The 22,901-nt window shown below is 56.3% G+C and carries 22 protein-coding genes; 11 read left to right on the forward strand and 11 right to left on the reverse strand.

What is annotated here, in order from left to right; translation table 11 throughout:
- Positions 1 to 145: 145 nt before the first annotated feature.
- Complete coding sequence (gene recJ, locus FGF66_RS02540; protein ID WP_139456132.1) at positions 146 to 1,861, forward strand: single-stranded-DNA-specific exonuclease RecJ; 1,716 nt, start codon at positions 146 to 148, stop codon at positions 1,859 to 1,861.
- Between the two features lie 83 nt (positions 1,862 to 1,944).
- Here the strand turns inward: recJ and FGF66_RS02545 are convergent, their stop codons facing one another.
- Genes FGF66_RS02545 through FGF66_RS02560 form a run of 4 tightly spaced genes read right to left on the reverse strand, consistent with a single transcriptional unit; the run spans position 1,945 to position 5,926 of the window.
- Positions 1,945 to 2,838 (reverse strand): lysylphosphatidylglycerol synthase transmembrane domain-containing protein, encoded by an 894-nt coding sequence (locus tag FGF66_RS02545; RefSeq protein WP_170181179.1) that lies wholly within the window; start codon positions 2,836 to 2,838, stop codon positions 1,945 to 1,947.
- Positions 2,822 to 3,757 carry a glycosyltransferase family 2 protein gene (locus FGF66_RS02550; RefSeq protein ID WP_139456133.1) on the reverse strand — a complete coding sequence of 312 codons (936 nt, stop codon included), beginning with the start codon at positions 3,755 to 3,757 and terminating at the stop codon, positions 2,822 to 2,824. The genes FGF66_RS02545 and FGF66_RS02550 overlap by 17 nt, the downstream gene beginning before the upstream one ends.
- Positions 3,754 to 5,319 carry an ArnT family glycosyltransferase gene (locus FGF66_RS02555; protein WP_139456134.1) on the reverse strand — a complete coding sequence of 522 codons (1,566 nt, stop codon included), beginning with the start codon at positions 5,317 to 5,319 and terminating at the stop codon, positions 3,754 to 3,756. Before FGF66_RS02555 ends, FGF66_RS02550 begins: the two co-directional genes overlap by 4 nt.
- Positions 5,300 to 5,926 carry a phosphatase PAP2 family protein gene (locus tag FGF66_RS02560; protein ID WP_246046523.1) on the reverse strand — a complete coding sequence of 209 codons (627 nt, stop codon included), beginning with the start codon at positions 5,924 to 5,926 and terminating at the stop codon, positions 5,300 to 5,302. Before FGF66_RS02560 ends, FGF66_RS02555 begins: the two co-directional genes overlap by 20 nt.
- Positions 5,927 to 6,362: 436 nt before the next feature.
- Between FGF66_RS02560 and FGF66_RS02565 the strand changes: the two genes are divergently transcribed.
- A complete protein-coding gene (locus tag FGF66_RS02565) occupies positions 6,363 to 8,168 on the forward strand; it encodes a S8 family serine peptidase (RefSeq protein ID WP_246046524.1) in 1,806 nt (601 codons plus the stop codon).
- Here FGF66_RS02565 and FGF66_RS02570 read toward each other — a convergent pair.
- Positions 8,147 to 8,356, reverse strand: coding sequence for a hypothetical protein (locus tag FGF66_RS02570; RefSeq protein ID WP_139456136.1), 210 nt, complete (start codon positions 8,354 to 8,356; stop codon positions 8,147 to 8,149). The two genes, FGF66_RS02565 and FGF66_RS02570, sit on opposite strands and share 22 nt — an antisense overlap.
- Between FGF66_RS02570 and purU the strand changes: the two genes are divergently transcribed.
- The 4 genes from purU to FGF66_RS02590 all read left to right on the forward strand — a co-directional run bounded on the left by purU (position 8,355) and on the right by FGF66_RS02590 (position 11,351).
- Entirely contained in the window at positions 8,355 to 9,224 is an 870-nt protein-coding gene (purU, locus tag FGF66_RS02575; protein WP_139456137.1) for a formyltetrahydrofolate deformylase, read from the forward strand. The genes FGF66_RS02570 and purU overlap by 2 nt on opposite strands.
- Before the next feature lie 57 nt (positions 9,225 to 9,281).
- Complete coding sequence (locus FGF66_RS02580; protein WP_139456138.1) at positions 9,282 to 10,205, forward strand: cation diffusion facilitator family transporter; 924 nt, start codon at positions 9,282 to 9,284, stop codon at positions 10,203 to 10,205.
- A 150-nt stretch (positions 10,206 to 10,355) separates the two neighbouring features.
- The gene (locus FGF66_RS02585) at positions 10,356 to 10,538 is read left to right on the forward strand and encodes a hypothetical protein (RefSeq protein WP_139456139.1); all 183 of its coding nucleotides are present in this window, start codon (positions 10,356 to 10,358) and stop codon (positions 10,536 to 10,538) included.
- 99 nt (positions 10,539 to 10,637) lie between these two features.
- Complete coding sequence (locus tag FGF66_RS02590) at positions 10,638 to 11,351, forward strand: zinc ribbon domain-containing protein (protein WP_139456140.1); 714 nt, start codon at positions 10,638 to 10,640, stop codon at positions 11,349 to 11,351.
- 71 nt (positions 11,352 to 11,422) lie between these two features.
- On the opposite strand, the gene FGF66_RS02595 is transcribed toward FGF66_RS02590, so the two are convergent.
- Together FGF66_RS02595 and FGF66_RS02600 are read right to left on the reverse strand one after the other, a co-directional pair.
- Positions 11,423 to 12,085: a DUF6988 family protein gene (locus FGF66_RS02595; protein ID WP_139456141.1), complete on the reverse strand. Its 663-nt coding sequence runs from the start codon at positions 12,083 to 12,085 to the stop codon at positions 11,423 to 11,425.
- 89 nt (positions 12,086 to 12,174) lie between these two features.
- Positions 12,175 to 12,495: a hypothetical protein gene (locus tag FGF66_RS02600; RefSeq protein ID WP_139456142.1), complete on the reverse strand. Its 321-nt coding sequence runs from the start codon at positions 12,493 to 12,495 to the stop codon at positions 12,175 to 12,177.
- A gap of 310 nt (positions 12,496 to 12,805) precedes the next feature.
- Between FGF66_RS02600 and FGF66_RS02605 the strand changes: the two genes are divergently transcribed.
- Positions 12,806 to 13,339 (forward strand): lipocalin family protein, encoded by a 534-nt coding sequence (locus FGF66_RS02605; protein WP_139456143.1) that lies wholly within the window; start codon positions 12,806 to 12,808, stop codon positions 13,337 to 13,339.
- Positions 13,340 to 13,431: 92 nt separating this feature from the next.
- Positions 13,432 to 13,884, forward strand: a complete 453-nt coding sequence (locus FGF66_RS02610; protein ID WP_139456144.1) for a RipA family octameric membrane protein — start codon at positions 13,432 to 13,434, stop codon at positions 13,882 to 13,884.
- A 59-nt stretch (positions 13,885 to 13,943) separates the two neighbouring features.
- Here FGF66_RS02610 and cydC read toward each other — a convergent pair whose 3' ends face one another.
- Positions 13,944 to 15,665: a thiol reductant ABC exporter subunit CydC gene (gene cydC / locus FGF66_RS02615; RefSeq protein WP_139456145.1), complete on the reverse strand. Its 1,722-nt coding sequence runs from the start codon at positions 15,663 to 15,665 to the stop codon at positions 13,944 to 13,946.
- Positions 15,662 to 17,404: a thiol reductant ABC exporter subunit CydD gene (cydD, locus tag FGF66_RS02620; RefSeq protein ID WP_139456146.1), complete on the reverse strand. Its 1,743-nt coding sequence runs from the start codon at positions 17,402 to 17,404 to the stop codon at positions 15,662 to 15,664. The genes cydC and cydD overlap by 4 nt, the downstream gene beginning before the upstream one ends.
- 32 nt (positions 17,405 to 17,436) lie before the next feature.
- On the opposite strand from cydD, the gene FGF66_RS12550 reads away from it, so the two are divergent.
- The 3 genes from FGF66_RS12550 to FGF66_RS02630 are packed head-to-tail and all read left to right on the forward strand — an operon-like array spanning position 17,437 to position 20,216.
- The gene (locus FGF66_RS12550; protein WP_170181170.1) at positions 17,437 to 17,685 is read left to right on the forward strand and encodes a hypothetical protein; all 249 of its coding nucleotides are present in this window, start codon (positions 17,437 to 17,439) and stop codon (positions 17,683 to 17,685) included.
- 34 nt (positions 17,686 to 17,719) lie between these two features.
- Positions 17,720 to 18,691: an AccI family restriction endonuclease gene (locus tag FGF66_RS02625; protein WP_211341966.1), complete on the forward strand. Its 972-nt coding sequence runs from the start codon at positions 17,720 to 17,722 to the stop codon at positions 18,689 to 18,691.
- Positions 18,684 to 20,216 carry an HsdM family class I SAM-dependent methyltransferase gene (locus FGF66_RS02630; RefSeq protein ID WP_170181181.1) on the forward strand — a complete coding sequence of 511 codons (1,533 nt, stop codon included), beginning with the start codon at positions 18,684 to 18,686 and terminating at the stop codon, positions 20,214 to 20,216. The genes FGF66_RS02625 and FGF66_RS02630 overlap by 8 nt, the downstream gene beginning before the upstream one ends.
- 182 nt (positions 20,217 to 20,398) lie before the next feature.
- Here the strand turns inward: FGF66_RS02630 and cydB are convergent, their stop codons facing one another.
- Together cydB and FGF66_RS02640 are read right to left on the reverse strand one after the other, a co-directional pair.
- Entirely contained in the window at positions 20,399 to 21,421 is a 1,023-nt protein-coding gene (gene cydB / locus FGF66_RS02635) for a cytochrome d ubiquinol oxidase subunit II (protein WP_139456148.1), read from the reverse strand.
- 18 nt (positions 21,422 to 21,439) lie between these two features.
- A complete protein-coding gene (locus FGF66_RS02640; RefSeq protein WP_139456149.1) occupies positions 21,440 to 22,795 on the reverse strand; it encodes a cytochrome ubiquinol oxidase subunit I in 1,356 nt (451 codons plus the stop codon).
- Between the last annotated feature and the right edge of the window lie 106 nt (positions 22,796 to 22,901).

The raw sequence follows: 22,901 nt of genomic DNA on the forward strand, positions 1-22,901 counted from the left end.
ATTAACAGGATAGCCTTGAAATCTATGCTATTTTCAAAGGTATTCCAACGCCGCAGGATTCAGGTTTCGAAAACGGTTTTTTTGTAAAGAACCGATGAATAATCCGTACATTCACCGACCATTTTCCTGACTCAAGGACCCATTCATGAAACGATACCGATGGACGCGCCTCGAACCCGAACCAACGCTGGTTTTGGCACTTTCCGAAGCGATCAACGTCAGCTCGCCCATTGCCGCCGCGCTCCTCAATCGCGGCATTTCGAGCTTCGAGGAGGCCCGCCGGTTCTTTCGTCCTTCGCTCGACGAGATTCCCTCGCCATTCCTCTTCAATGACATGAAACGCGCCGTCGCGCGGCTCTCGAAGGCGATTGCCGGTGGCGAAAAAATCATGGTCTATGGCGATTACGATGTCGATGGCACCACCGGCACGGCGATGCTCTCGCTGTTTCTGCGTGAACTCGGGGCCGATGTCTGCCATTACATCAACGACCGCTTCACGGAGGGGTACGGGCTTTCGACGAGCGGCATCGCCTGGGCGTTCGAGCAGAAGGTCTCGCTTATCGTCACGGTCGATTGCGGCATCCGCGCCATCGACGAGGTGCAGGTGTGCGCCGCGCAAGGAATCGATGTCATTGTCTGTGACCATCACGAAGCCGGGGAGCTTCCGGCGGCCTGCGCGATTCTCGATCCGAAAGTCGAGGGGAGCGGCTACCCGTTCCGCGAGCTGTGCGGCTGCGGCGTGGCGCTCAAGTTCATTCAGGCGATGGTCGAGGCGAGGGGCGAAAGCCCGGCGGCGTGGCGGAAATATCTCGACTTCGTGGCCGTGGCGACCGCCGCGGACATGGTGTCGCTGCAAGGCGAGAACCGCGCCTATCTGCGCGAAGGACTCGAACTGATGCGGCGTTCGCCACGGGTCAGTTTCCAGGCGATGGCCGCGAACATGAAGGTCAATCTGGCCGATTTCAGCATGATGAACATCACCTACGGCATCGCGCCCCGCATCAATGCCGCCGGGCGGATGGAGTCGGCGGGCGCGGCGATGCAGTGGATGCTCGCTTCGGACGAACCGGAGGCGCGAGTTCACGCGGCGGAACTCGAAGCGCTGAACGGGCGGCGGCGGGAGATCGACGCGGAAATTACGTTGCGCGCCGAAACGATGGTGGCGGGCCATTGCGCCAGCCACTGCTCCTCGATCGTGCTCTATGACGAAGCGTGGCATCTCGGTGTGCTTGGCATCGTCGCCTCGAAGCTGCTCGACAAATATTTTTTGCCCACCGTGGTGATGGGGCGGATGAACGGTCTCATCAAGGGGTCGGTCAGGAGCGTCGATCAGCTCAACATTTACGATGTGCTGCACGAGTGCCGCGACCATCTCGAACAGTTCGGCGGCCACCACCAGGCGGCGGGGCTGACGCTCAGGCCGGAAAATCTCGAAGCGTTCCGCCGCCGCTTCGACGAGGTGTGCCGTGAGCTGCTGCCGGTCGAGGAGCGCCAGAAGTCGCTGTTGATTGACGCCGAACTCGCGCTCGACGAGATCACTCCGAAGTTCCTGAAGGTGCTCGAACAGTTCTCGCCCTTCGGCTTCGCCAACCGCGAGCCGCTCTTCGTCGTCACCGCCTGCCGCCTGGCAGGCAAGCCGAAGCTGCTGCGCGAGCGGCACGTCAAGTTCACGGTGCGCGGCGAGCGCGGCTCATCGTTCGAGGTGATCGCCTTCGACCGCCCCGACCTGTTCACCGACCTCGAATCTTGCGGAACTGCCGCAAACCTGCACCTCGTCTGCATCCCCGAAAGAAATCAATGGAACGGCCGAGAATACGTGCAGCTAAGATTGAAAGATTTGGCAGTGGACTTGGTGGACTGAGTGGACGGGGAAATGCGGAGGATTGTTTCTTCTTTTTCTTCTGTCCACCAAGTCCACAGCGTCCACTCAGTCCACTCTCCCCCTCACTTCGAGGCCAGCGAGTGGCCGGGTTCGTGTTTTATTTTGGCCAGAATTCCCACCAGCGACGAGATTGCCGAGATGGCGAAAAATATGAGCGAGAGCGCGATGCCGGTGTTGACGTCGAGGCCGAGGTGGTTCAGGGCGTAGAAGAAGGTGACTTCGCGCGCTCCGGCCCCGCCGACGGTAAGCGGCAAAATGGTGGCGACGCTCGAAATCAGGAAGATGGCGAGGTAGTCGATCTGGTGCGCCGTGGCCGACATGGCCATGAGAATGAACCAGGCAGAGATCACCTGCGTCGCCTGAATCACCAGCGACTCGAATGCCGTGATGAGAAAGACCGGCATGAACTGGCGGTAGAAAAGCCAGGTCAGCAAGAGCGAAAGCGGGTAGGCGACTCCGGCGATCACCCAGATCCAGAGTATTTCACCGGGGTAGAGCGCCGCGAACGAACTCGGTATGATCAGCAGCGCCGACAGGAAGATGAGCGCGAAAATGCCGCTGACCCGATCCCAGAAGACGGCGTTGAAGATGTTGATGACCGTCAGGCCGTGATTTTTTTTCAGCACGTAAATTTTATACCCGTCACCCCCGATGCCGCCCGGCAGAAAGAGGTTGTAGAACATGCCGAGGTAGTAGAGCTTCAGGTTGTACCACGCCGAGAGCTGCAAGCCGATTGCCGTAAAAAAACGGTTCAGCCGCACGGCGTTGACGATCTTGGAGATGTTGAAAAAGAGGATCGCGCCGAGAAGGTGCCACGGGTTGGCGTGGCCGATGAGCGAGGCGAGCCGGTTTGTATCGGTTTTGCTGAGCACGATGGCGAGCGCCGCTACGGTGAGCAGGAGCTGGATCGCCGTTTTGAACACCTTGCTTTTGATGGAGCTACTTGCTTTTGTCAACGATCTCTCTGATGATATAGGGTTTCTTGTTCTGCGACTCGTAGTAGGTGCGCATGATGAATTCGGCGATGAAGCCGGTGGTGATGAGCTGGATGCCGATGAAGGTCAGAATGACGCCGAGGCTGAGAAGCGGGCGTCCGCCGATGTCGTGACCGAGCACTTTGAGCGCGAGCAGGTAGAGGTCGATGCCGAGGCCGAGGAACAGCGTGATGAAGCCAAGCGAGCCGAACAGATGCATCGGCCGGTGGGCGTACTTCTGGTAAAAAACCATGAACAGGAGATCACTCAGCACTTTCAAAGTCCTGCCGATGCCGTACTTCGACTTGCCGTATTTCCTCGCATGGTGCCGCACATCGACCTCCTCCATCCTGGCGCCGTAGAGCTGCACGAGCACCGGAATGAAGCGGTGCAGCTCGCCGTACAGGCCGAGATTTTTAGCCACGTCGCGCTTGAATACTTTCAGTGTGCAGCCGTAATCGCGGATGTGGACGTTGGTCAGGTTCCGGATCATTGCGTTGGCGATCCTGCTCGGAATCTTGCGCAGCACCATGCCGTCTTTCCGGCCCGCCCGTCGGCCAGCGACAACGTCGAGCTTTTTCGATTCGAGGTGGGCGATCATCATCGGAATGTCGGCGGGGTCGTTCTGCAAATCGCCGTCCATCGTGGCGATCAGCTCGCCCTGGGCCTCGTCGATGCCTGCCGACATGGCCGCTGTCTGGCCGTAATTCTTGTTGAGCACCACCAGCCGGGCGTTCGCCGGCGCGAGTCGTTCGATTTCGGTAACGGTCGAGTCGGTCGAGCCGTCATCGACCAGAACGATTTCGTGCTCGATGCCGCGAAGCGCCGAGGCGAGCGCGTCGAAGAGCGGGCCGATGCTTTCGGCCTCGTTCATGAGCGGTATGACGACAGAGAGTTTCATCGGGAAGTCGGTTGAGTCGGCATTCTGACGAGCATGATTCCATGCTTGCCGTACAGCCGCTCGACCGGGCCGAGCTTTTCGAGACGGTCGATGCTGGTGAGCACCACGTCACCCGGTTCGGGGAAGCGCCGTTCGGCAAAAGAGCCTGAATATACAAAAAATGAGGGGTAATAGACCTTCCACATCACGATTTTGAGACCCTCCTTCCGGGCAAGTTGCGCGATCTCTTTGACCGGCTCCTGCATCACCCGCGCGGCCATCGGCATCGCCACGAAGTTGAACGAAAAGGTCAGCAGCGCTCCGCCGATGATGAAGCGCAACGGAGGCGCGATCACCGGCAGAAATTGCAGCAGAAGGCAGAGCGCCGCCGCCGCGATCATGAGCAGCGAGAAGTGATTGGCCGCCATCTCCGCGAGAAATCCCTGAAGCTGGGCTTGGATGAAGAGATTGTCCATCGACGGCATCAACTGCTCCAGCACGAGCGGCAGGGCGGCGAGAAGCAGCAACAGACCGGCGGGCCAGAGCGCGAGCAGCCACGAGCGCTCGATTTTCGCGAGTTCCGCGCCGAAGAGAATGAAGAGCGGCGTGTAGCCGTAGATCATGTAGTGCGGCAGCTTGGTGCCGGAGAGCGAGAAGAAGACGAAGACGAAGGCGAACCAGATCAGGCAGAACTGCCAGAGCGGCTCCGAGAGTCGCTGCCGGAGTTTCGTGAAGAGGCCGAAAAACAGCCCGGTCGATGGCATCAGTCCGATCAGCACCACCGGAATATAGTAAAGCAGCGAACCGGAGTGCCCCTCCATCGAACCCCCGAAACGGTTGACGTTGTGCTTCAGGAAAAAGCCGTCGATGAACGCCTGACCCTGCTCGCGGTATTCGAGCACGTACCAGGGCAGCGCGATGGCGAGAAAGAGCGCGATGGCCGTCGGGTTCAGCATCGCCCGGAACCACGCCTTCAACTCCTTCCGGGCGAGGAAAAAGAGAAACGAGACCGCGACCGGAATGAGAATCGCCACCGGCCCCTTGTCGAGCATTCCGAACCCCATCGCCGCGAACGCGACGTAAATCCACCGCCGGCGCTTGGTGCGCCAGTGGGTGAAGAGCGCCGTCAGCGTGACGGCCAGGCAGAGGTTGAGCACCGCGTCGGCGATGGCCGCCTTGGCGATGATGCTCACCTGCAACGACAGCGCCATCAGCGCCGTGGCGAACACTGCCTCGGTTTCGTTGCGCTCGCGGCGCACGAAGAGATAAATCGCGCCCGCCCAGAATGCCGCGGCGATGGCCGACGGCAGCCGGAAGGCCAGCTCGTTGATGCCGAAGGTCTTGACCGAGAGCAGTTGGAGCCAGTAGATCAGAATCGGCTTGTCGAACCGCAGCACGCCGTTCAGGTAAGTGGTGAGGTAATTTTTCGAGACGAGCATCTCGCGCGTCGCCTCGCTGAACGCGCCCTCGTCCACGTCGAAGAGCGGCCCGGAGCCGATTCCGGCGAAAAAGCTCAGGAAAACGAGAAGGGCCAATCCGGCGAGCAGGATGTTCCTGTTTGGCTTATATGGTTGCGGTTTCATCGAGGGCAGTTCGGAAATAACGTTGATAAAGCAGCACGGCCGTCACGCCGCCGAGCACCGAGCCGGCCACGATGTCGCTCAGGTAGTGCTGGCAGAGCACGATGCGGCTCGCGGCGATCAGGACTCCGGCGGCGATAAAAGCCAGCTTGAAGCGCGGAAACAGCAGCGAGAGCGTCAGCGCCGCGCTCAAGGCCGTGGCCGAATGGCCGGAGGGAAACGAGGTCCAGGCATGTTCGACATGCCACCCGAAAACGTCGAATCCATAGATGCCTTGTTGCAAGAGAAGCTTTGGTCTCGCCCGGCCAAAGATGATTTTGAGCAGATCCGCCGCCAGCCCTGAAACGGCCACCGTGCTGAAGAGCAGCAGGCCGCCCGTCGAGAACCGCCGGTTCCGCTTCCGGAATCCGGCGAAAAGCAGGAGTCCGCCCACGAGATACCATTCGGATTGCCCCGCCGTGGTGATCGTTTTCCAGACGCTATGCCAGAGTCCAGCGTCGAACTGATGGAAAAACAGGGTCAGCGGTTTGTCGAAGAGAAAAAAGGAGATAGCGCAGAACAGCAGGGTTGCGAAAAGCAGCAGGAGTTGTTTCTGAACTCGTTCATCCATCATGTTGTACTGCGGTTTGCTTCGATGACTTTCATGTCTGGCGCGGCCAGAACGATTCGGGCTGGTCTCCGGAGATTCATATCGTCACTCTTCTCGATGTAACTGTCTTTACGCGCTGGCCGGAGTGTTGCCGCCGTTGAAAATAACCATTTTTCGACGACTCTTCACCTCAAGCCGCCGTATTGCCATCCCGTCAGGCATCGACCTGGTTTTTGGACGAGAGTGGCTGTTGTTCATTTTATGAATTACGTGTTGCTGGCGTATATATTTTTCTTTTTGGATTGCGCGGCGTTTTGTATATTTTTCTTGTGTTTGATAATTATTGCGTGTGTATTGTGTTTGGTTTATCGTAGGAGGTACATGTAAAACATATATAATCATCAGTATGAGTAACAAAAATTTGTTGAACGGGACGCTAGGCGTTCAGGCCAGCGCAATGAACCGCGGTGTTGCCAGCACAGCCATCTTTACCGATGCCGGAGTCAGGCAGAACGAACGGGAGTCAACCCATCGTGACTGGGGCGATACGGTTTCCTTCAAGCATATCATGGAGTTGCCGAACCATCAGGCCGATGGTTTTCAGTCTTCGCTGGCTTGGGGCGATTTCAATGGATCGAATCACTTTGTCGGCGCATGGCCGGATTATCCCGGTCAGTCGCCCGTTGACGATTCGCCGGATAGCGGAGAAATGACCGCTGCCGCCCGGTCATTGAACAGCATCCATATTCGCGACAAGACAGCGCCCACGGTTGTCAGTTTCGATCCCGCCGATGGTAGCGGCGATGTCGATCCGGAAGCCAGTATCACGCTGACTTTCAGCGAAGCGATTCAGGCCGGAAGCGGCTCCATCGATATTCACGCTGGATCGCCGACGGGCGCGGTGCTCGAAAGCTTCGATGTGGCGTCGAGCAGCCATCTCGCCTTTTCGGGCAGTACGCTGACCATCGATCCTTCCAGCGCTCTTGCCGGCGAAACGCACTACTACGTGACCATCGGTTCCGATGCGGTGCACGATCTGGCGGGGAACAGCTACCTTGGCGCGGATGCCTACGATTTTACGACCGAGTCCACGATCGAGTCCATCACGCTCGAATCCGTTTTGTGGGATCCGGTCTCCGGCCATGGCCTGCTCGACATCGATGCCATGCTGGAAGCCGCCACCGGTCAGAGCATCGCCGACGCGCCGCTTTACGGCGACGGCTACGGTTCGTGGGACTGGGGGCTGAACGACATCCAGGCTCCGGACGCATGGCAGGCCGGATACACCGGCGAAGGCATTGTCGTGGCGGTGATCGACACCGGTGTGCTCTACACGCACAGCGATCTCGACGGGAACATCTGGATCAACACCGGAGAGATCTCCGGCAACGGCGTCGATGATGACGGTAACGGTTATGTCGATGATATTTACGGCTACGACTTCGTCAACTACGACGGCTACGCGCTCGACGACAACGGCCACGGCACACACATCGCGGGCATCATCGCCGGAGAGTATAACGGCACCGGCGTGACCGGCGTGGCCTACGACGCCACCATCATGCCGGTCAAGGTGCTCAGCTCTTCGGGCGGTGGCACCTTCACGGCGGTCGCCAACGGCATCATGTACGCGGTCAATAACGGAGCCGATGTGATCAATCTGTCGATGGGCGCGTATGGCTCATACTCCAGCAGCCTCACCAACGCCATCTCCTACGCGCTCGATCACGGCGTCATTGTCTGCATGGCCTCGGGCAACAACAGCCAGACCTCGCCGACCTACCCGGCAGTCCTCGCAAAAACCCTCGGCGGCATCGCGGTCGGCGCGGTCAACAGCAGCAACGTCGTGGCCTCGTGGAGCAACGACGCGGGCAACACCGATCCCTACGACTTTGTCGTCGCGCCCGGCGTGAGCATTTACAGCACCTATAAAAATGGCGGCTACGTCTCGATGAGCGGCACTTCGATGGCCGCGCCTTTCGCGGCTGGCGCGGCGGCCCTGCTGCTTTCGGCGGAAGAGGATTACGCCTCGGACTGGTCGCTCGAACAGCTCGAAAACATTCTCACCCACTCGGCGGAGTTCCTCGGCGCCATCGCGCTTTCCAGCTCGACCAGCGTTGAGTCGTCGCTTGGCGCGGCCTCGGCCGCCGGGTTTGATGCGGCCTCGGCGGCGGAGTTCCTCAGCGCTGTCGATGCCGATCCGGTCGCCCTCACCGGTGTGCTGGATGGGGTGCCGGATGGTTACGAAGTGTTCGCCGTGTGAGCCAGCGGACATCCTGCGCGGAATCCCGTCAGAATCAAAAAGAGCGGAAAGGAGCCTCGAGCCTTTTCGCTCTTTTTCATTTCAGCCAGCATCGTTGTGACTTTCACGCCCGGTGAAACCAATAAGTGCGCAAGTTCATTATCTTGCCGTAGTTTCATCGTTAACGCCAAGTTCAGTTTCGCCGCCATGACCGCTGCCGCCGACCCCTCCAAAGCCGTGCTTTTGCTCTCCTGCCCCGACCGCGTGGGGCTGGTCGCGCGGATCGCCAACTTCATCTACGAGCGCGGCGGAAACATTCTCGACCTCAACGAGCATGTCGATGTGGAGGAGCATCACTTCTTTCTTCGCGTTTCGTGGAGCCTCGAGCACTTCTCGATTCCCGCCGCCGACCTCGAATCGGCATTTACGCCGCTGGCCCGCGAATTCCGGGCGAACTGGCAGATTCGCCTCTCCGGCAAGCGGAACCGCATGGCGATCTTCGTTTCGAAGTACGATCACTGCCTGCGCGAAATTCTCTGGCGGCACAGCCTCGGGGAGTTCGACATCGACATTCCGCTCGTCGTTTCCAACCACGCCGACCTCGCGCCGCTTGCCGAAGCGCACGGCATTCCGTTCCACGTCATTGCGGTGACGGCGGAAACCAAGGCGGAGGCGGAGCGGCGGCAGATGGCGCTGTGCGACGAGCATGGCATCGACACGATCGTCTTGGCGCGGTACATGCAGGTGCTCTCGCCGGAGTTCACCGGGCGCTGGCCGGGCAGGATCATCAACATCCACCACTCGTTTCTTCCGGCTTTCGTTGGCGGCAACCCGTACCGGCAGGCCTACCGGCGCGGCGTGAAGCTGATCGGCGCGACCAGCCACTACGTTAGCGACGAGCTTGATGAAGGGCCGATCATCGAGCAGGACATTATCCGCATCTCCCACCGCGACACGCTCGACGACCTGGTGCGCAAAGGGCGCGACCTCGAACGCATCGTGCTGGCGCGGGCCTTGCGGCTGCACTGCGAGCACCGAATCCTGCTCAACGGCCGCAAGACCGTCGTGTTCGACTGAACTGCGCCGGTCGCGGAGTTTTTGTACCATGAAGTATCGTCAGAGACAGGAATCCAGATGAGCGAGCACGACCATAACCACGAGCACGAGCACGGTCACGCCGGGCATCATCACCACGCGGTCGGGAGCATCAAGAGCGCCTTTTTCCTGAACCTCGGCTTTACGATTTTCGAAGTGGTCGGAGGTGTGCTCACCAACAGCACGGCCATTCTCGCCGACGCCGTGCACGATTTCGGCGATTCCATCGCGCTCGGGCAGGCGTGGTATTTCGAGAAGCTTTCGGGCCGGACGGGCGACAAACGCTACTCCTACGGCTATCAGCGCTTCTCGATCTTCGGGGCGCTCGTAAGCGCTTTGCTGCTGCTCGTCAGCTCATTCGTGGTGCTCGTCGAAGCCGTGCCGCGCCTGATCCATCCCGAACTGCCGGACGCCAGAGGCATGGCTGCCATCGCGCTGGTCGGCGTGGCGGTCAACTCGCTCGCCATGCTGCGCCTCAAGGGGCAGAAGGGGATGAACGCCCGCGTCATTGCGCTGCACCTGCTCGAAGACGTGCTCGGCTGGCTCGCGGTGCTGCTGGTTTCGGTGGTGCTGCTTTTCGTCAACCTGCCCATGCTCGACCCGCTGCTCGCCATCGTCATCACGCTCTACATTCTCACCGGCGTGGTGAAAAACCTCCGGGCGCTCGTGCCGGTCTTCCTGCAAGCCGTGCCGAGCGAACTCAGCCTCGACAAGGTGGTCAGCGAAATCCGCCAGACAGAGCACGTCAGCGGAGTGCATCACGCCCACCTCTGGTCGCTCGACGGAGAGCGCACGGTCTTCACCGCCCACCTCGAAATCGACTGCGACGTCAACCTCGCCGAGTACGCCAGCATTAAAGAGGAGATTCGCAAGCTCGTCGCCCGCCACGGCATTTACCACTCCACCGTAGAACTCGAATACCCCGGCGAAGTATGCCGAAACGAGCCGCATAAAGGCGGGTAAAATAAGGGACGGTTGGCCCGAATTCTCCCCCGTAGGGGCGGCTCTTGCGGCCGCCCTTTTCTTGTACAGGCGTACGCCCCATGTGCTCTCATCGTATTTTTGCGTAATTTCCGCTTATACGAACGGCCTTTCAATTTCACCCCCTGAGCCATGCGAATCATCAAAGTGCTCATCGCCTCGCCTTCCGATGTTGGCGAGGAGCGCAAGATTGCCGAAGAAGTTATCACCGACTGGAATACTCGCCATAAAGGTAATAATGGGCTTTGGCTTGAACCGGTGCTGTGGGAACTCGACGCCGCGCCGGAGATGGGAAAGCTGGTCATTGCTGCATGAATTCTTGGCCCTTTTGTATTTTTTTATTTATAGATGTATCATCAAGAGAGAAGTATCCGAAGTACCGCTTTTATCTCTAAAACCAATAATTTTCCGGATATGAGCCTCTCAACTTGCCGCGAATGCGGCGGCCAAGTCAGTAAATCAGCTAAATCTTGCCCTCATTGCGGGGTTCCTTACCCAGCTACCTCGAAAAGGATTCGATTCGCTTCCGGTATTGCGGTTTTTTTTGGGATATTATTTATTGGCCTTATTTTTGTTGGAAGCTGCTCGTCAAAACAAGATCACCAACCGCCAGCATCAAAGGAACAAACACAAGTCGATTCATCAAAAAAATCTGCTGAACAGGATTCGATTCAAAGGGAAAAAGAATACCATGAAACAATTGCGGCAATGATTCCTAATGAATTTAAATGGTTGCTGGCTTATTCAGATCCATCAGGAAACACTGCCTATGTTGATTTATACAGTCTTAAATGTGTTGGCAATGCTATAATTCATGGAACAGGGACAATTGAGTATTGGGCTTTAAAAAACTTTTCTGATGATGAATCGGTAAATTCAGATTTAAAAGGGGTTAAAAGCGCTTTAATGCACTATACCGTTCAACTGAACTATTCGCCGGATTTAATCTTATGGAAAGCCGACATCGGAAGATTTTATTCAGAATCTGATATGAAAGGACGCATTGTCGTAGAACTCGTGAACCCATTCCCGGCCTCAAAGCATGGGATGAATGCTATCGATGCCGCTACCGCAGGAGTAGCTGTAAAAGCTGGAATTGTGAATTACGGCTGGAGTTTTATAGATTAGTATACGTAAGCAATGTTCAAAACGTGTTTTATAGAATCTCAAGTAAAAGAATCCCTTTTTTTGAACGAATATCATTTGGCAAGAAATAGACTATTATAGGCCGATAATACATCTCTTTTCATTTCATTGCTTTGCAGTAAATAGGCCCATTCAAGAAAAACATTTTTCGTTATTACACCAGCTAATTGCAGCATTTCTAAGATTTGTTTTTCCGAATAATTAGCCGTCTTGGCTGCCACTTGTAGATTCCCTCCATGAGTTAGGTTATGCATAGTATTGATAACGCTATCCGTAAATGCAGATAATTCACCACTTTTGTAAGGATCGAATTTTATGATCTCTTTAACGCAGCTTTTAACCCCAATAAACCCATTTTTGCTTGTATAAATTTTTTTTATTTCAGATTCATCATTTTTACAATGATAAATCCAAACGCCTCTGATGAAAGCTTCAAATTGAGGGCGAAGTAGAGCCGCCGCAGAACAGTAATGATTGCCAGAAACCAATGTTAGCATTGCAGAATGATGTTCTAAGGCTAAATTTAAAAAACCCATTGTAATGCCATCTTTTAATGTATGTATGCTAACCCCTGGATAAATATTTATGATGTTCAGGAATTTAGCAGAACGTGAAATATATTCGTTTACCTTCATAAGATTTTGGTATTGTTTTTTTTGCTTAATCAGATAAACAAGTTTTTCATATAAAAAATCACCTGCAGCGGCAAGTAACAAGTTGAGCTTTCCGACTTAAAACTGACTCAAATGTCCGAACCAAAGACTTCATCCGAAGACATTTTCCTTTTCACACATTATGCCATCGGTCAAATCGAAAAACTAACACCGAGTTCGGTATTCCTAATGCTGAAATTTCTATTCAAATGACCAGATAAAATAGAGTTGCCATCATTTTTGGTGATCTCAACACCCGTTACATCTTTAAAATCGGCAGACGAACCATGTAACCACTCAATCTTGTCGGGGTTGCGACCGGCGCTCAGGTGGCGATCGACACTCATTTTAGTTATTGTTTCCCCAAATTCAACCAAAACGGTTTGATCGGAAAAGGATTTTTCAATCCGCTTACGGCCAATTGATTCGGTAATGAGTTTAATCGTTACAGGAGAGTATCTTGAGTGTGACATAGTGAAAAAATTATTTTTTTGGTGATACCTTATCTCATTTCAATTTAAAATACCGTGAAGCAAGATTTCTCGCAACGCATAAAATAAATAAGTCAGAAATGAGTATGAGCCAACCTCCTTGTTCATGACTATCAAACTGCTCACGTCTCTCAAGCTTTTAGCGGGACATTCGTTGCCCGAAGATGTTCGATGACGCGCCGACCACCGTGCCGGTGTTGAAGTGGGTACTGATACCCTGAATCCCTGAGCACGCAAACCCGGAACTCTGAAGCGGGGATTTTGTTGTTCCTGAAAAAACTGGAGAACACCGATGAAAAAATTATTTTTGCCTTTGCTGTTGTGGATCGCCACGCTTGCCGGGTGCGCTGGCGCGCCGGAGGGGATCGTGGCGGTGGATAACTTCAAGCTTGACCGCTACCTCGGCACCTGGTACGAGATCGCCAGAATCGAGAACCGCTTCGAGCGCGGCTCCGAGCAGGTGTCGGCCAACTACACCCTGCGCAAGGACGGCATGGTGCAGGTGCTCAACAAGGGCTACTACCCTGACAAAAAGAAGTGGAAAACCGCCGAGGGCAAAGCCAAATTCGCCGGAGACCCGAACGTCGGCGCGCTGAAAGTCTCCTTTTTTGGCCCCTTCTACGGCCCGTACAACGTTTTCGCCCTCGACCGCGACAACTACTCCTGGGCAATGGTAACAGCCTCCAGCCGGGACTACTTCTGGATTTTAGCCCGCACCCCGCAAATGGAGCCAGCGCTCTACGCCAAACTGCTCGAAGAGGCAAAAGCGCAAGGCTTCGACACTTCGCGGGTTATGAGAACAAGGCAGGTGTCCGCAACACCCTGACATCGTAATGTTGTTTTATTTCATGTATTTCGCATGACTTGTTTAAGCGTATATGATTGCTTGCAGCTTCAGCATAAACGGAGGATATGAATATGGCAAATCAGGAATTCGAACCGTCGGTCTTTGAGCTTTACAAACTCTACAAAGAGACGACCGAAAAGGTGAGTGACAGGCGTGCGGTGGCGAATACCTGGATGCTTTCGGTCAATAGTGCTCTTGTAGCTTTTTATGTTCTCATGGAGAAAGGAAAGGAGATTGTTGGTTCATCCGGTCGTCATCTGTGGCTTTTCGCTCTTCCTGTGGCTGGATTCATCATCAGCATGGCATGGGCTGCCCTGCTTGTTTCTTACCGAAAGATCAACCATGCGAAGTTCAAGGTTCTCATGGAGATGGAACACCACTTCCCGTATGCTTTGTACACTCGTGAAGATCAGATTCTTCACGAGTCGAAGCGCTGGAATCTCAGCAATATCGAAAGCTGGATCCCTTGGGCGTTCGGCTTGCTTTATGCTTTTCTTGCTATAGTGGTATTGTGCGGCTGGTAGTAAAGTTGCTGCTTTTCATTGGCGATGTGGTTAGCGGTAACGTCGCCTAAAACATAAACTTACACATTTCCCTCCCCGTGCTGCAAGCGCCACATTCCCGCGTAAAAGCCGTCGAGCTTGAGCAGCTCTTCGTGGCTGCCGCGTTCGATTACCTTGCCTTCGTAGAGCACAATAATATCGTCGTAGCGCTCCATGTGGTGGAGGCGGTGGGTGATGGCCATGACCGTCCGGCCTTGGCTGGTGCGGTGGAGGGTGTCGAGCAGCGCCTCTTCGGTAACGGCGTCGAGGTTGGCCGTGGCTTCGTCGAGCACGATCACTGGGGCGTTCTGCAAAATCATCCGCGCGATGGCGAGGCGCTGCTGTTCGCCGCCGCTGAGGTTCATGCCGTGCTGGCCCGCCCAGTCATCGAGGCGGCCTTGCAGGCTGTCGAGTCCCGACATCGTGAGCGCCTGGCGGAGCTGCTCGTCCGTTGCGTCCGGCGCGGCGAGCAACAGGTTTTCGCGGATGGTCTGGCCGAAGAGGTACGTCTTTTGGGAAACGACCGCGATGTTGCGGCGCAGCGCTTCGGGATCGAGCCGGTCGATGTTCTGCCCGCCAATCGAAATCGTGCCCTGCGTCGGGTTCCAGAAGCGCACCATGAGCGAGGTGATGGTCGATTTGCCCGCGCCGCTCGGGCCGACGATGGCCGTCCGGCTGCCTGGCGGTACGCTGAACGATACGCCGTCGAGCGCGGGGCGATCCGAGCCGGGGTAGGTGAAAGTGAGATTTTTGACTTCGATGCCAGTTGATTTCGGGAAGGGTTCCGGTTTCGCTGGCGGAACCACTTCGGGTTTGGCGTCGATGATTTCGAACAGGCGCTCGCCCGCCCGGACGTCCGCCTCGATGTTCTGCACCGAGCCGGTGAGCGGCAGGAACGCCTCGAACGAAGCCATGACGCCGAACACCACCGAGGCGAGCGTGACGCCGTTCACCGCGCCGCTTCTGGCCAGCGGCAGCATCGAGTAGAGAATCCAGATCACCGCGCCGTTCATCGCAAGTCCGGTCAGCGATTCGTGCAGCCCCTCGATGAAGGCGGCCCGTTTCTGCAAGGCGAGCTTCTTTGCTTCGGCCTCGCGCAGCCGCGCGGTGTAGTCGCCGACCATGCCGAAAACGCGCAGTTCGCTCATGCCCTGCACCATATCGACCGCGAGCACCTGCTGTTCACCCTGGAGCGCGGTGATGCCGCGGGCCGTGCCTCTGGCGAGCCGTGCCGTCAGCATCGGCACGGCGATTCCGGCGACAAGCTGCGAGGCGAGCACCCCTTCGGCGGCCTGGATCGACCAGTGACCCACGATGAACCACATGAGCAGCGTCACCAGCGCGGCGGTGACGGGCGGCGAGAGCACACGGGCGTAGATGTTTTCGAGGCTCTGGATGTCATCGACGATCCGCTTGAGCAGGTCGGCGCTCCGGTAGGCGGCGAGCCGGGCCGGGGCGAGCGGCTCGACGGCGTCGTAGAACCAGACGCGCAGCCGGGTGAGTATCCGAAACGTGGTGTTGTGTGACATGAGCCGCTCGGCGTAGCGGATTACGCCGCGAGAGATGCCGAAAAAGCGTACGCCGGTGATGCCGATCTGCAACGCCGAGAGCGCGGGCATCAGCGCGGCGGTGGTGATGAGCCAGGCCGAAGCCATCAGGAGGCCGATGCCGCTGCCGATGGTGGCGAAGCCGATGAGCGCGGCGAGGAGCATCCACCAGGCGAAGGGGCGGGTGAGGCCGACGAGGCGGAGGAAGGTCTTCATGCTGCAACCTCCTCCATCGACGAGAAGATCGCCTGCCGGTAGAAACCCGCGTCCGCCATCAGTTCGCCGTGCGTACCGCTCTGCGCTATCCTGCCGCCGTCAAGCACCACGATGCGGTCGGCGTTGCGGATGGTTTCGAGCCGGTGCGCGATCATCACCACCGTGCGCCCGCGCATCAGCACCTCCATCGCCTTGCGGAGCTGCGCTTCGAGGATCGGGTCGGTGTGCGAGGTCGGCTCGTCGAGCAAGAGGAGCGGCGCGTCCTTCAGGAAGGCGCGGGCCAGCGACAGCCGTTGCGCCTCGCCGCCGCTCAGTCGCGCCCCCTCTTCGCCGATCATCGTCTCCAGCCCTTCGGGCAGCGAGCGCACCATGTCGAAGAGGCCGGCCTGCTTCAGCGCCTTGTCGATCTCATCCTGCGTGGCGTCGCGCCGGGCCATCAGGAGGTTGTCGCGGATGGTGGCGTTGAAGAGAAAGGGATGCTGCGGCACCCAGGCGATCTGCCGGTACCACGAGTCGAGGCTGAACTGGCGCACCCTGCGGCTGCCGAGCGAAATCGCGCCATCGGCGGGTTCGACGAAGCGCAGGAGCAGGTTCAGGAGCGTACTCTTGCCCGCGCCGCTGGGGCCGGTCAGGGCCGTCACCGTGCCCGGCTCGATGGTGAGACTGACGTCGTCGAGCGCCGCTTTGCCGCTGCCGGGAAAGCGGTAGCTCAGATTGTCGATGACGATGGGGCGCGTCGAAACCTCGTTGGCGTCGAGGTCGCACGAACCCGCTTTGGGAATCTCGCTTGCGCGGTCGAGAATTTCGTGCATCTCCTTCGAGGCGGTGACGCCCTCCATGCCCGCGTGGAACTTCGTGCCGAGCTGGCGGAGCACGAGGTAGAACTCCGGCACGAGCAGCAGCGCGAAGAGGCCGGGGCGGAAGGGCAGATGGCCGCCGAGCAGCCGCAGGCCGATGCTCACCGCCACCACCGCCGTGCCGAGCGTACCGACCAGTTCGAGCGTCAGCGAGGAGAGAAAGGCGATTTTCAGCACCTGCATCGTCGAGTGGCGGAAGTTCTCGCTCGCCTCTTCGATGCCGTCGCGCCGCGCCTTGGCCTGCGCGAAGAGCTTGAGCGTCGAGAGGCCCTGCAACATGTCGAGGAAGTGACCGCTCATGCGGCTCATGGTGTTCCACTGCTTTTCGGTGGCCGCGCTTGCCCGTTTGCCGATCAAAATCATGAAGAGCGGAATGAGTGGAGCCGTCAGCACAAGAATCAGCCCGGAGAGCCAGTCGGCGGGGAAGATCGCCACGAGGATCACCAGCGGAACAATAAGCGACAGAAGGAGTTGCGGGATGTACTGGCTGAACCAGGCATCGACTGACTCCACGCCCTTGAGCAGCGTGGTGACGATGCGCCCGCTCTGCGCCGAACGGGCGAACGACGGCCCCAGCGCCGCGATGGTGCCGGAGAGCCGTTCGGTCAGCGTTTTGCGGATGGCGAGTGTGCCCTTTTTGGCCTCGTGATGCCCCGCCCAGCCGAAGAGTACGCGCAACGTGCTGAAGAGCGCGAAGAGGCCCACGAGCGGCAGAACCTCCCGCCACGCCGGAGCCTGCCGGAACGCCATCTCAATGATGCCGCTCAGCATCCACGCCTGCGCCACCAGCATAAGCGCCCCCACCGCGCCCGCGAGGCCCGACAAAATGAAAGGCCGCTTCTGTTCCGAAAGCAGCCGCATGAGGTTCCGGTCAATGTTCATCGCACAGACTGTTTGGAGCCGGAAGGATAGTTATGTTCGTTCATGGTGAGAATTTACGAAATCAACCCGCTACCAATGGTAAAGAATTCCCACGAGCGATGCAACAGGCGGGCGAGGTCTGTTCATCACGCAATGCCGATCGCCTGAAGGGGCAGCTCTTTTTCCGTATATTTAAAAAAACAGAGGGGATTTCAAGACCTGCGGAGCCAAAATTGACTTATGAGTACTGTTTACAAGCAGAAAATCACCGGACTGATTCAATCTCTGGACCTTGGAATTGATCTCGATGTACAGGTTGGCTGGTGACCATCGACGATGGCGAGTTCGGAGTTCTTGACGAACAAAGCGCAGGGGGATTGGGCAGAACGCATTGTGCATAGCGCAATTAACGAGAATGAACTCGGGTTGCTTGCGGTTCAGTATGGCCGTTCGGACTCTTTGGCTGCTGGTGATGAAGGATTTGAGGGATTTTATACCTCCTATCAAAATGAACTCAATGAAATCGGGAAGCTGCCTGATATACTGGTTTTTGAACGATCACAATTTCCGGATGGGGTACCAGATACTTCAAGTGATGAGGTGGTGAGTCGCGCGATTGCCGCAATAGAGGTTCGTTCAAGTTCATTCCTTTCCAATCGGTATGCTGCGTATATGGAACAGCGGGCAATCGATTCGTTGGCAGCTTGTCATCGGATCAGAAATGACATTGTAAACGGCGACCTTGCAAATCTTCTCAGTGGGAAAAATGACGAGTTGTATCGTTTTTTATTGTCAGCGAACAACGAATCATTCAAACAACTCGATTTCAGAAGACCCTCATGGTCATCATCGGCAGAACTGCGGCGATTGAGCGATCTGCTTAGGGAACTCAAGAAAAATATCGAGGTTCTTCATAAACGTGATTATCTCAGCATCACTCCAAAAGTGGAGGATATTGCGCTTGTAAATCGCTGGATACAGCGTTTTGGCGTGAAGCACTACTATTTGCAGGTTTTCTTCGATAAAGCATATTTGATTCCGTTTGAGCACATTCTGGAGATTGCTGGAGATTCGGAGAAGGAGGGCGAAGTGTTTTCAATTGAACGTGATGTTAAAAATCAGGGAAAAACTACAATCAAGATCAATGTGCAAGTTGGCCAGGAAATCATTGGCCGAATCGATATGCCGGAACACTATTCACAAATGAAAGAGTTGGGGCGAGGTCGATTGTTGTTTTATGTGACGTTTCAAGGCGGACGCGGATACCTCGATGGAGAGTTGTTGAAGGAGGTGTTGCGTGTTGGCTGAAACTGTAGCGCGTTACCATAGCACAGTCGAATTGGAGCACAGGCAGCGCCACGGGCAATTCTTTACGCCACCGCTGGTTGCAAGGTTTATGTGCCGCTGGCTTCTGGAGAATGGTGCAAAAGAGTTGTTTGATCCGGCATTCGGTTTGGGTGCGTTTTATTTCGCGGGAACGGAGTTGAATCCGGAAATAAGATTTTCCGGAGTTGAAAAGGATGAAACGGTGCTGTCCCATTTTATTGAAGATTATCCAGACATTCACGCCGAAAACCTTTCATTGAGAAACGTCGATTACTTCTCGATTTGGGATAAGAAATATTCCGTAATTGTTTGCAATCCGCCATACATGCGGTTTCAGAATTTTTTGGAGCGTCAATCGGTCTTTCCGACAATTGAAAAACATCTTGGGCACAAGCTGTCCGGTTATACAAACATTGCATCTGCATTTCTCCTGAAATCTCTGCATGAACTTGCGCCTGGCGGTCGCCTGGCATACTTGATGCCATTGGAGTTTCTGAATACGGGTTACGGAGAAACAGTTAAACGTTTTCTTCTTGAAAAAGGCCGTCTCAAAGTATTGCTGCGAATCGAACCGGAGGGCGAAATATTTCCTGATGCGATAACATCTGTTGGTATCATTTTCGTTTCAGACGACGGGAAAAGCGACCCTGTCAAATTTTGCACGGTACAAACACTCGATCAGTTGAAATTCGGTCTTGGCGAAGTGCCGTGCAGAGATGTTCCGGCAGAGGAGCTTGATCCTGCGGACAAGTGGTTACGACATTTCGATGAACCATGCGATATAAATCATGAGGCGCTTCATCCGCTATCGATGTATGGCTCGTTTTCCAGAGGAATAGCGACAGGCGCGAACGAATATTTTCTCTTGTCCAGATCCGAGGCAATAGAAAATGGATTGCCTGAGTCGATCCTTCATCCTTGTATCTCAAGAAGTTCGCAGATCAGACAAGCTCTTGTAACGGATGCAGAGGTTGATTGTCTTGTTGAAAACGATGAACCCGTTCTTTTAGTGGATCTTTCCATGCTGCAAAACGAAAACAAAGCCGTCAGGAAATACATCGAGTTGGGGGAACGAGAGGGTTACGATACAAGATACTTGACTCGAATGCGAAAACCCTGGTTCAAACTGGAGCGGAGGCAGCCTGCTCCGATTCTGTTCGGGGTGTTTTCTCGAAATGGCTTCAAGGTTATCCGCAATAAAAGTCAGGTGTTGTCGTTAACCTGTTTTCACTGCTTTTATCCCAACCTTTTTGGATCGAGATTTGTCGATCATCTGTTTCTGTATTTTTGTTCGGCAGCCGGGCAGCAGATCATTTCGAGAGAGGTGAGGAAATATGGCGGAAAGTTGGACAAGTTTGAACCGCAAGACCTCAACAATGCGCTGGTTCCTTCTCCTGAATGGTTCGGCAGACTTTCGGATGATATGGTCAGGAAGAATATCGAGAACATCAACCACTCGGCAATGACCTCATGTCTGCAAGGGTTGTTTGATGATTTGATCAGATAGCAACTCAATCGTGGATAGTATCTGAAATACGATTGAATCGGGAATGCTCTAACCGAATGTACGGCAGTTATCGCTGAACAGCGCGAATATCATCTTTTGTCGAGGAAAATAGAAAAGGTGCGATCCCGATATGTCGAGATCGCACCTGCGGGATTCATCGTCTCAAATCAAAGCTCTCCCCATCAATACTCCAGCTTCGAGTTCTTCGTCACGCGCTGGCGGAAGATCCAGTAGCTCCAGCCCTGGTAGAGGAGCACGATCGGGACGAAGATCGCGGCGACCGTGGTCATGATGCCGAGGGTGTACTGCGATGACGAGGCGTTGTAGATCGTCAGGCTCCAGTCGGGGTTGGTGCTCGAAACCAGCACTCGCGGGAAAAGCCCCATGAAGATGGTGATGGTCGAGAAGGCAATCGAGACGGTGGTCATGACGAACGCCCAGCCGGATGCGCCCTTGTTGAGCAGCACGATCACCGAGAAGAGCGCCAGTACGCTGAAGATCGGAATCGCGCCGGGGTTGACGCCGAGGCGGGCGAAGAGGTCGGTCTCGACGAAGGTGTAAACCGCGAAGACCAGCGAGAGCGCGGTGGCCGGAATCCAGAGCTTTTTGGCCAGCCCCATCGCGCGTTCGTGCAGCTCGTCGGTGGTCTTGAGCGTCAGGAACACCGCGCCGTGCAACGTGAAGATCGTCAGCGACGCCAAGCCGCAGGCCAGCGCATACGGGTTGAGCAGGTTGAAGAAGCCGCCGGTGTAGTTCATCGAGGCGTCAATTGGTACGCCGCGGATGAAGTTGGCCATCGCCACGCCCCAGAGCAGGGCGGGAATGGCGCTGCCGAAAAAGATGCTCCAGTCCCAGAAGCTGCGCCACGCGGGGTTGTCGCGCTTGCTGCGGTACTCGAACGCCAGCCCGCGAAAAATGAGCGCCACCAGCATGAGCAGGAGCGCCAGGTAGAAGCCGCTGAAGAGCGTGGCGTACCAGTGCGGGAACGCCGCGAAGATCGCGCCGCCAGCCGTGATGAGCCACACTTCGTTACCGTCCCAGAAGGGGCCGATGGTGTTGATCACCGTGCGGCGTTCGAGGTCATCCTTGCCCATGAAGGGGAGCAGGATGCCGACGCCGAAGTCGAATCCTTCGAGAATGAAGAATCCGGTGAACAGAACGGCGACCAGAATGAACCAGATTATCTGCATGGTCTGCAAATCCATTGTTGTCTCCTTTTCGGTTTATTCGGCGCCGTGCAGGCCAGCCGTTGCATATTTTTTCAAGAGCAGCACATCGACGAGCGTCAGCGCGCTGTAGATGAGCGTGAACACCACCACCGAGGTGAGCAGTTCAGCGCCGCTGACCACCGAGGCGGGCGTCACCGCCTGTTCGGTTTTGAGCAGCCCGACCACGATCCACGGCTGGCGGCCCATCTCGGTCAGAATCCACCCCGCCGAGTTGGCGATAATGGGCAGCGTGAACGACGAGAGCAGGAGCGCTCCGGTGAGCTTGCCGAAGGTGTAGTCCTCGCGGATCACCTTGAAGAGCGCCACTGCGGCGGCGAGCAGCATCAGCGTACCCGCGCCCACCATGAAGCGGAAGCTCCAGTAGGCGGTGATGACCGACGGTATGTAGTCGCCGGGGCCGTATTTGGCGACCGCCTCCTCCTGAAGCTCGCTGATGCCTTTGACTTCACCGGAGAAGTTGTTGTAGGCGAGGAACGACAACATTCCGGGTACGCGGATCGAGAAGACATCCTCCATTTTCTTTTCGTCGCCGATGGTGAAGAGCGAAAAGCTGGCCGGATTTTCGGTGTGCCAGAGCGCTTCGGCGGCGGCCACCTTCATCGGCTGGTTGTGCACCATCTCCTGCATCTGCGTGTGACCGGCGAGGCTCACCAAGAGAGCGCCGATGAAGGCGTAGATCGCGCCGAATTTCAGCGAGGTTCTGAACTGCTCCTCGTCGCGGGTCTTGTTCATGAGGTGCCAGGCGCTGACGGCGACGACGAGAAAGCCGCCCGTGGCGACGCCGGCTGTGAGCACGTGCGGGAACTGCAACCAGACGTAGGGGTTGAAGAGCAGCTCGGAGAAGCTGGTCATCTCGGCCCGCGAGCCGTCAGCGGCCATCTGGAAGCCGACCGGCGACTGCATGAAGGAGTTGGCGACCAGAATCCAGAGCGCCGAGAGGTTCGAGCCGATGGCGACCAGCCAGATCGATGCGGCGTGCAGCCCTTTCGGGATGCGATCCCAGCCGAAGACCCAGATGCCGAGGAAGGTCGATTCGAGGAAGAAGGCCAGCAGCGCCTCGATGGCGAGTGGCACGCCGAAGATGTCGCCGACGAAGCGGGAGTACTGCGACCAGTTCATGCCGAACTGGAACTCCATGACGATGCCGGTCACGACGCCGATGGCGAAGTTGATGAGGAACAGGTGTCCCCAGAATTTGGCCAACTGACGGTACTTCTCCTTGCCCGTCCTGACCCACGCGGTTTCCATGATCGCCGTGAAAATGGAGAGTCCAAGGGTAAGGGGTACAAAGAAGAAGTGGAACACCGACGTCAGGGCGAATTGCAAACGCGCAAGAAACAGGGTATCCATATGGGTTGATAAGTGATTGATGTATGGTTGTCGAGAGTGACAACGATGAACCAACCACGCCCGGTCGCGAAAAATTCACCGGCGACGGTAAATTTTTGTTTTAACG

This window comes from Chlorobaculum thiosulfatiphilum (assembly GCF_006265165.1).
In the GTDB taxonomy this organism is placed as follows: Bacteria; Bacteroidota; Chlorobiia; order Chlorobiales; family Chlorobiaceae; genus Chlorobaculum; species Chlorobaculum thiosulfatiphilum.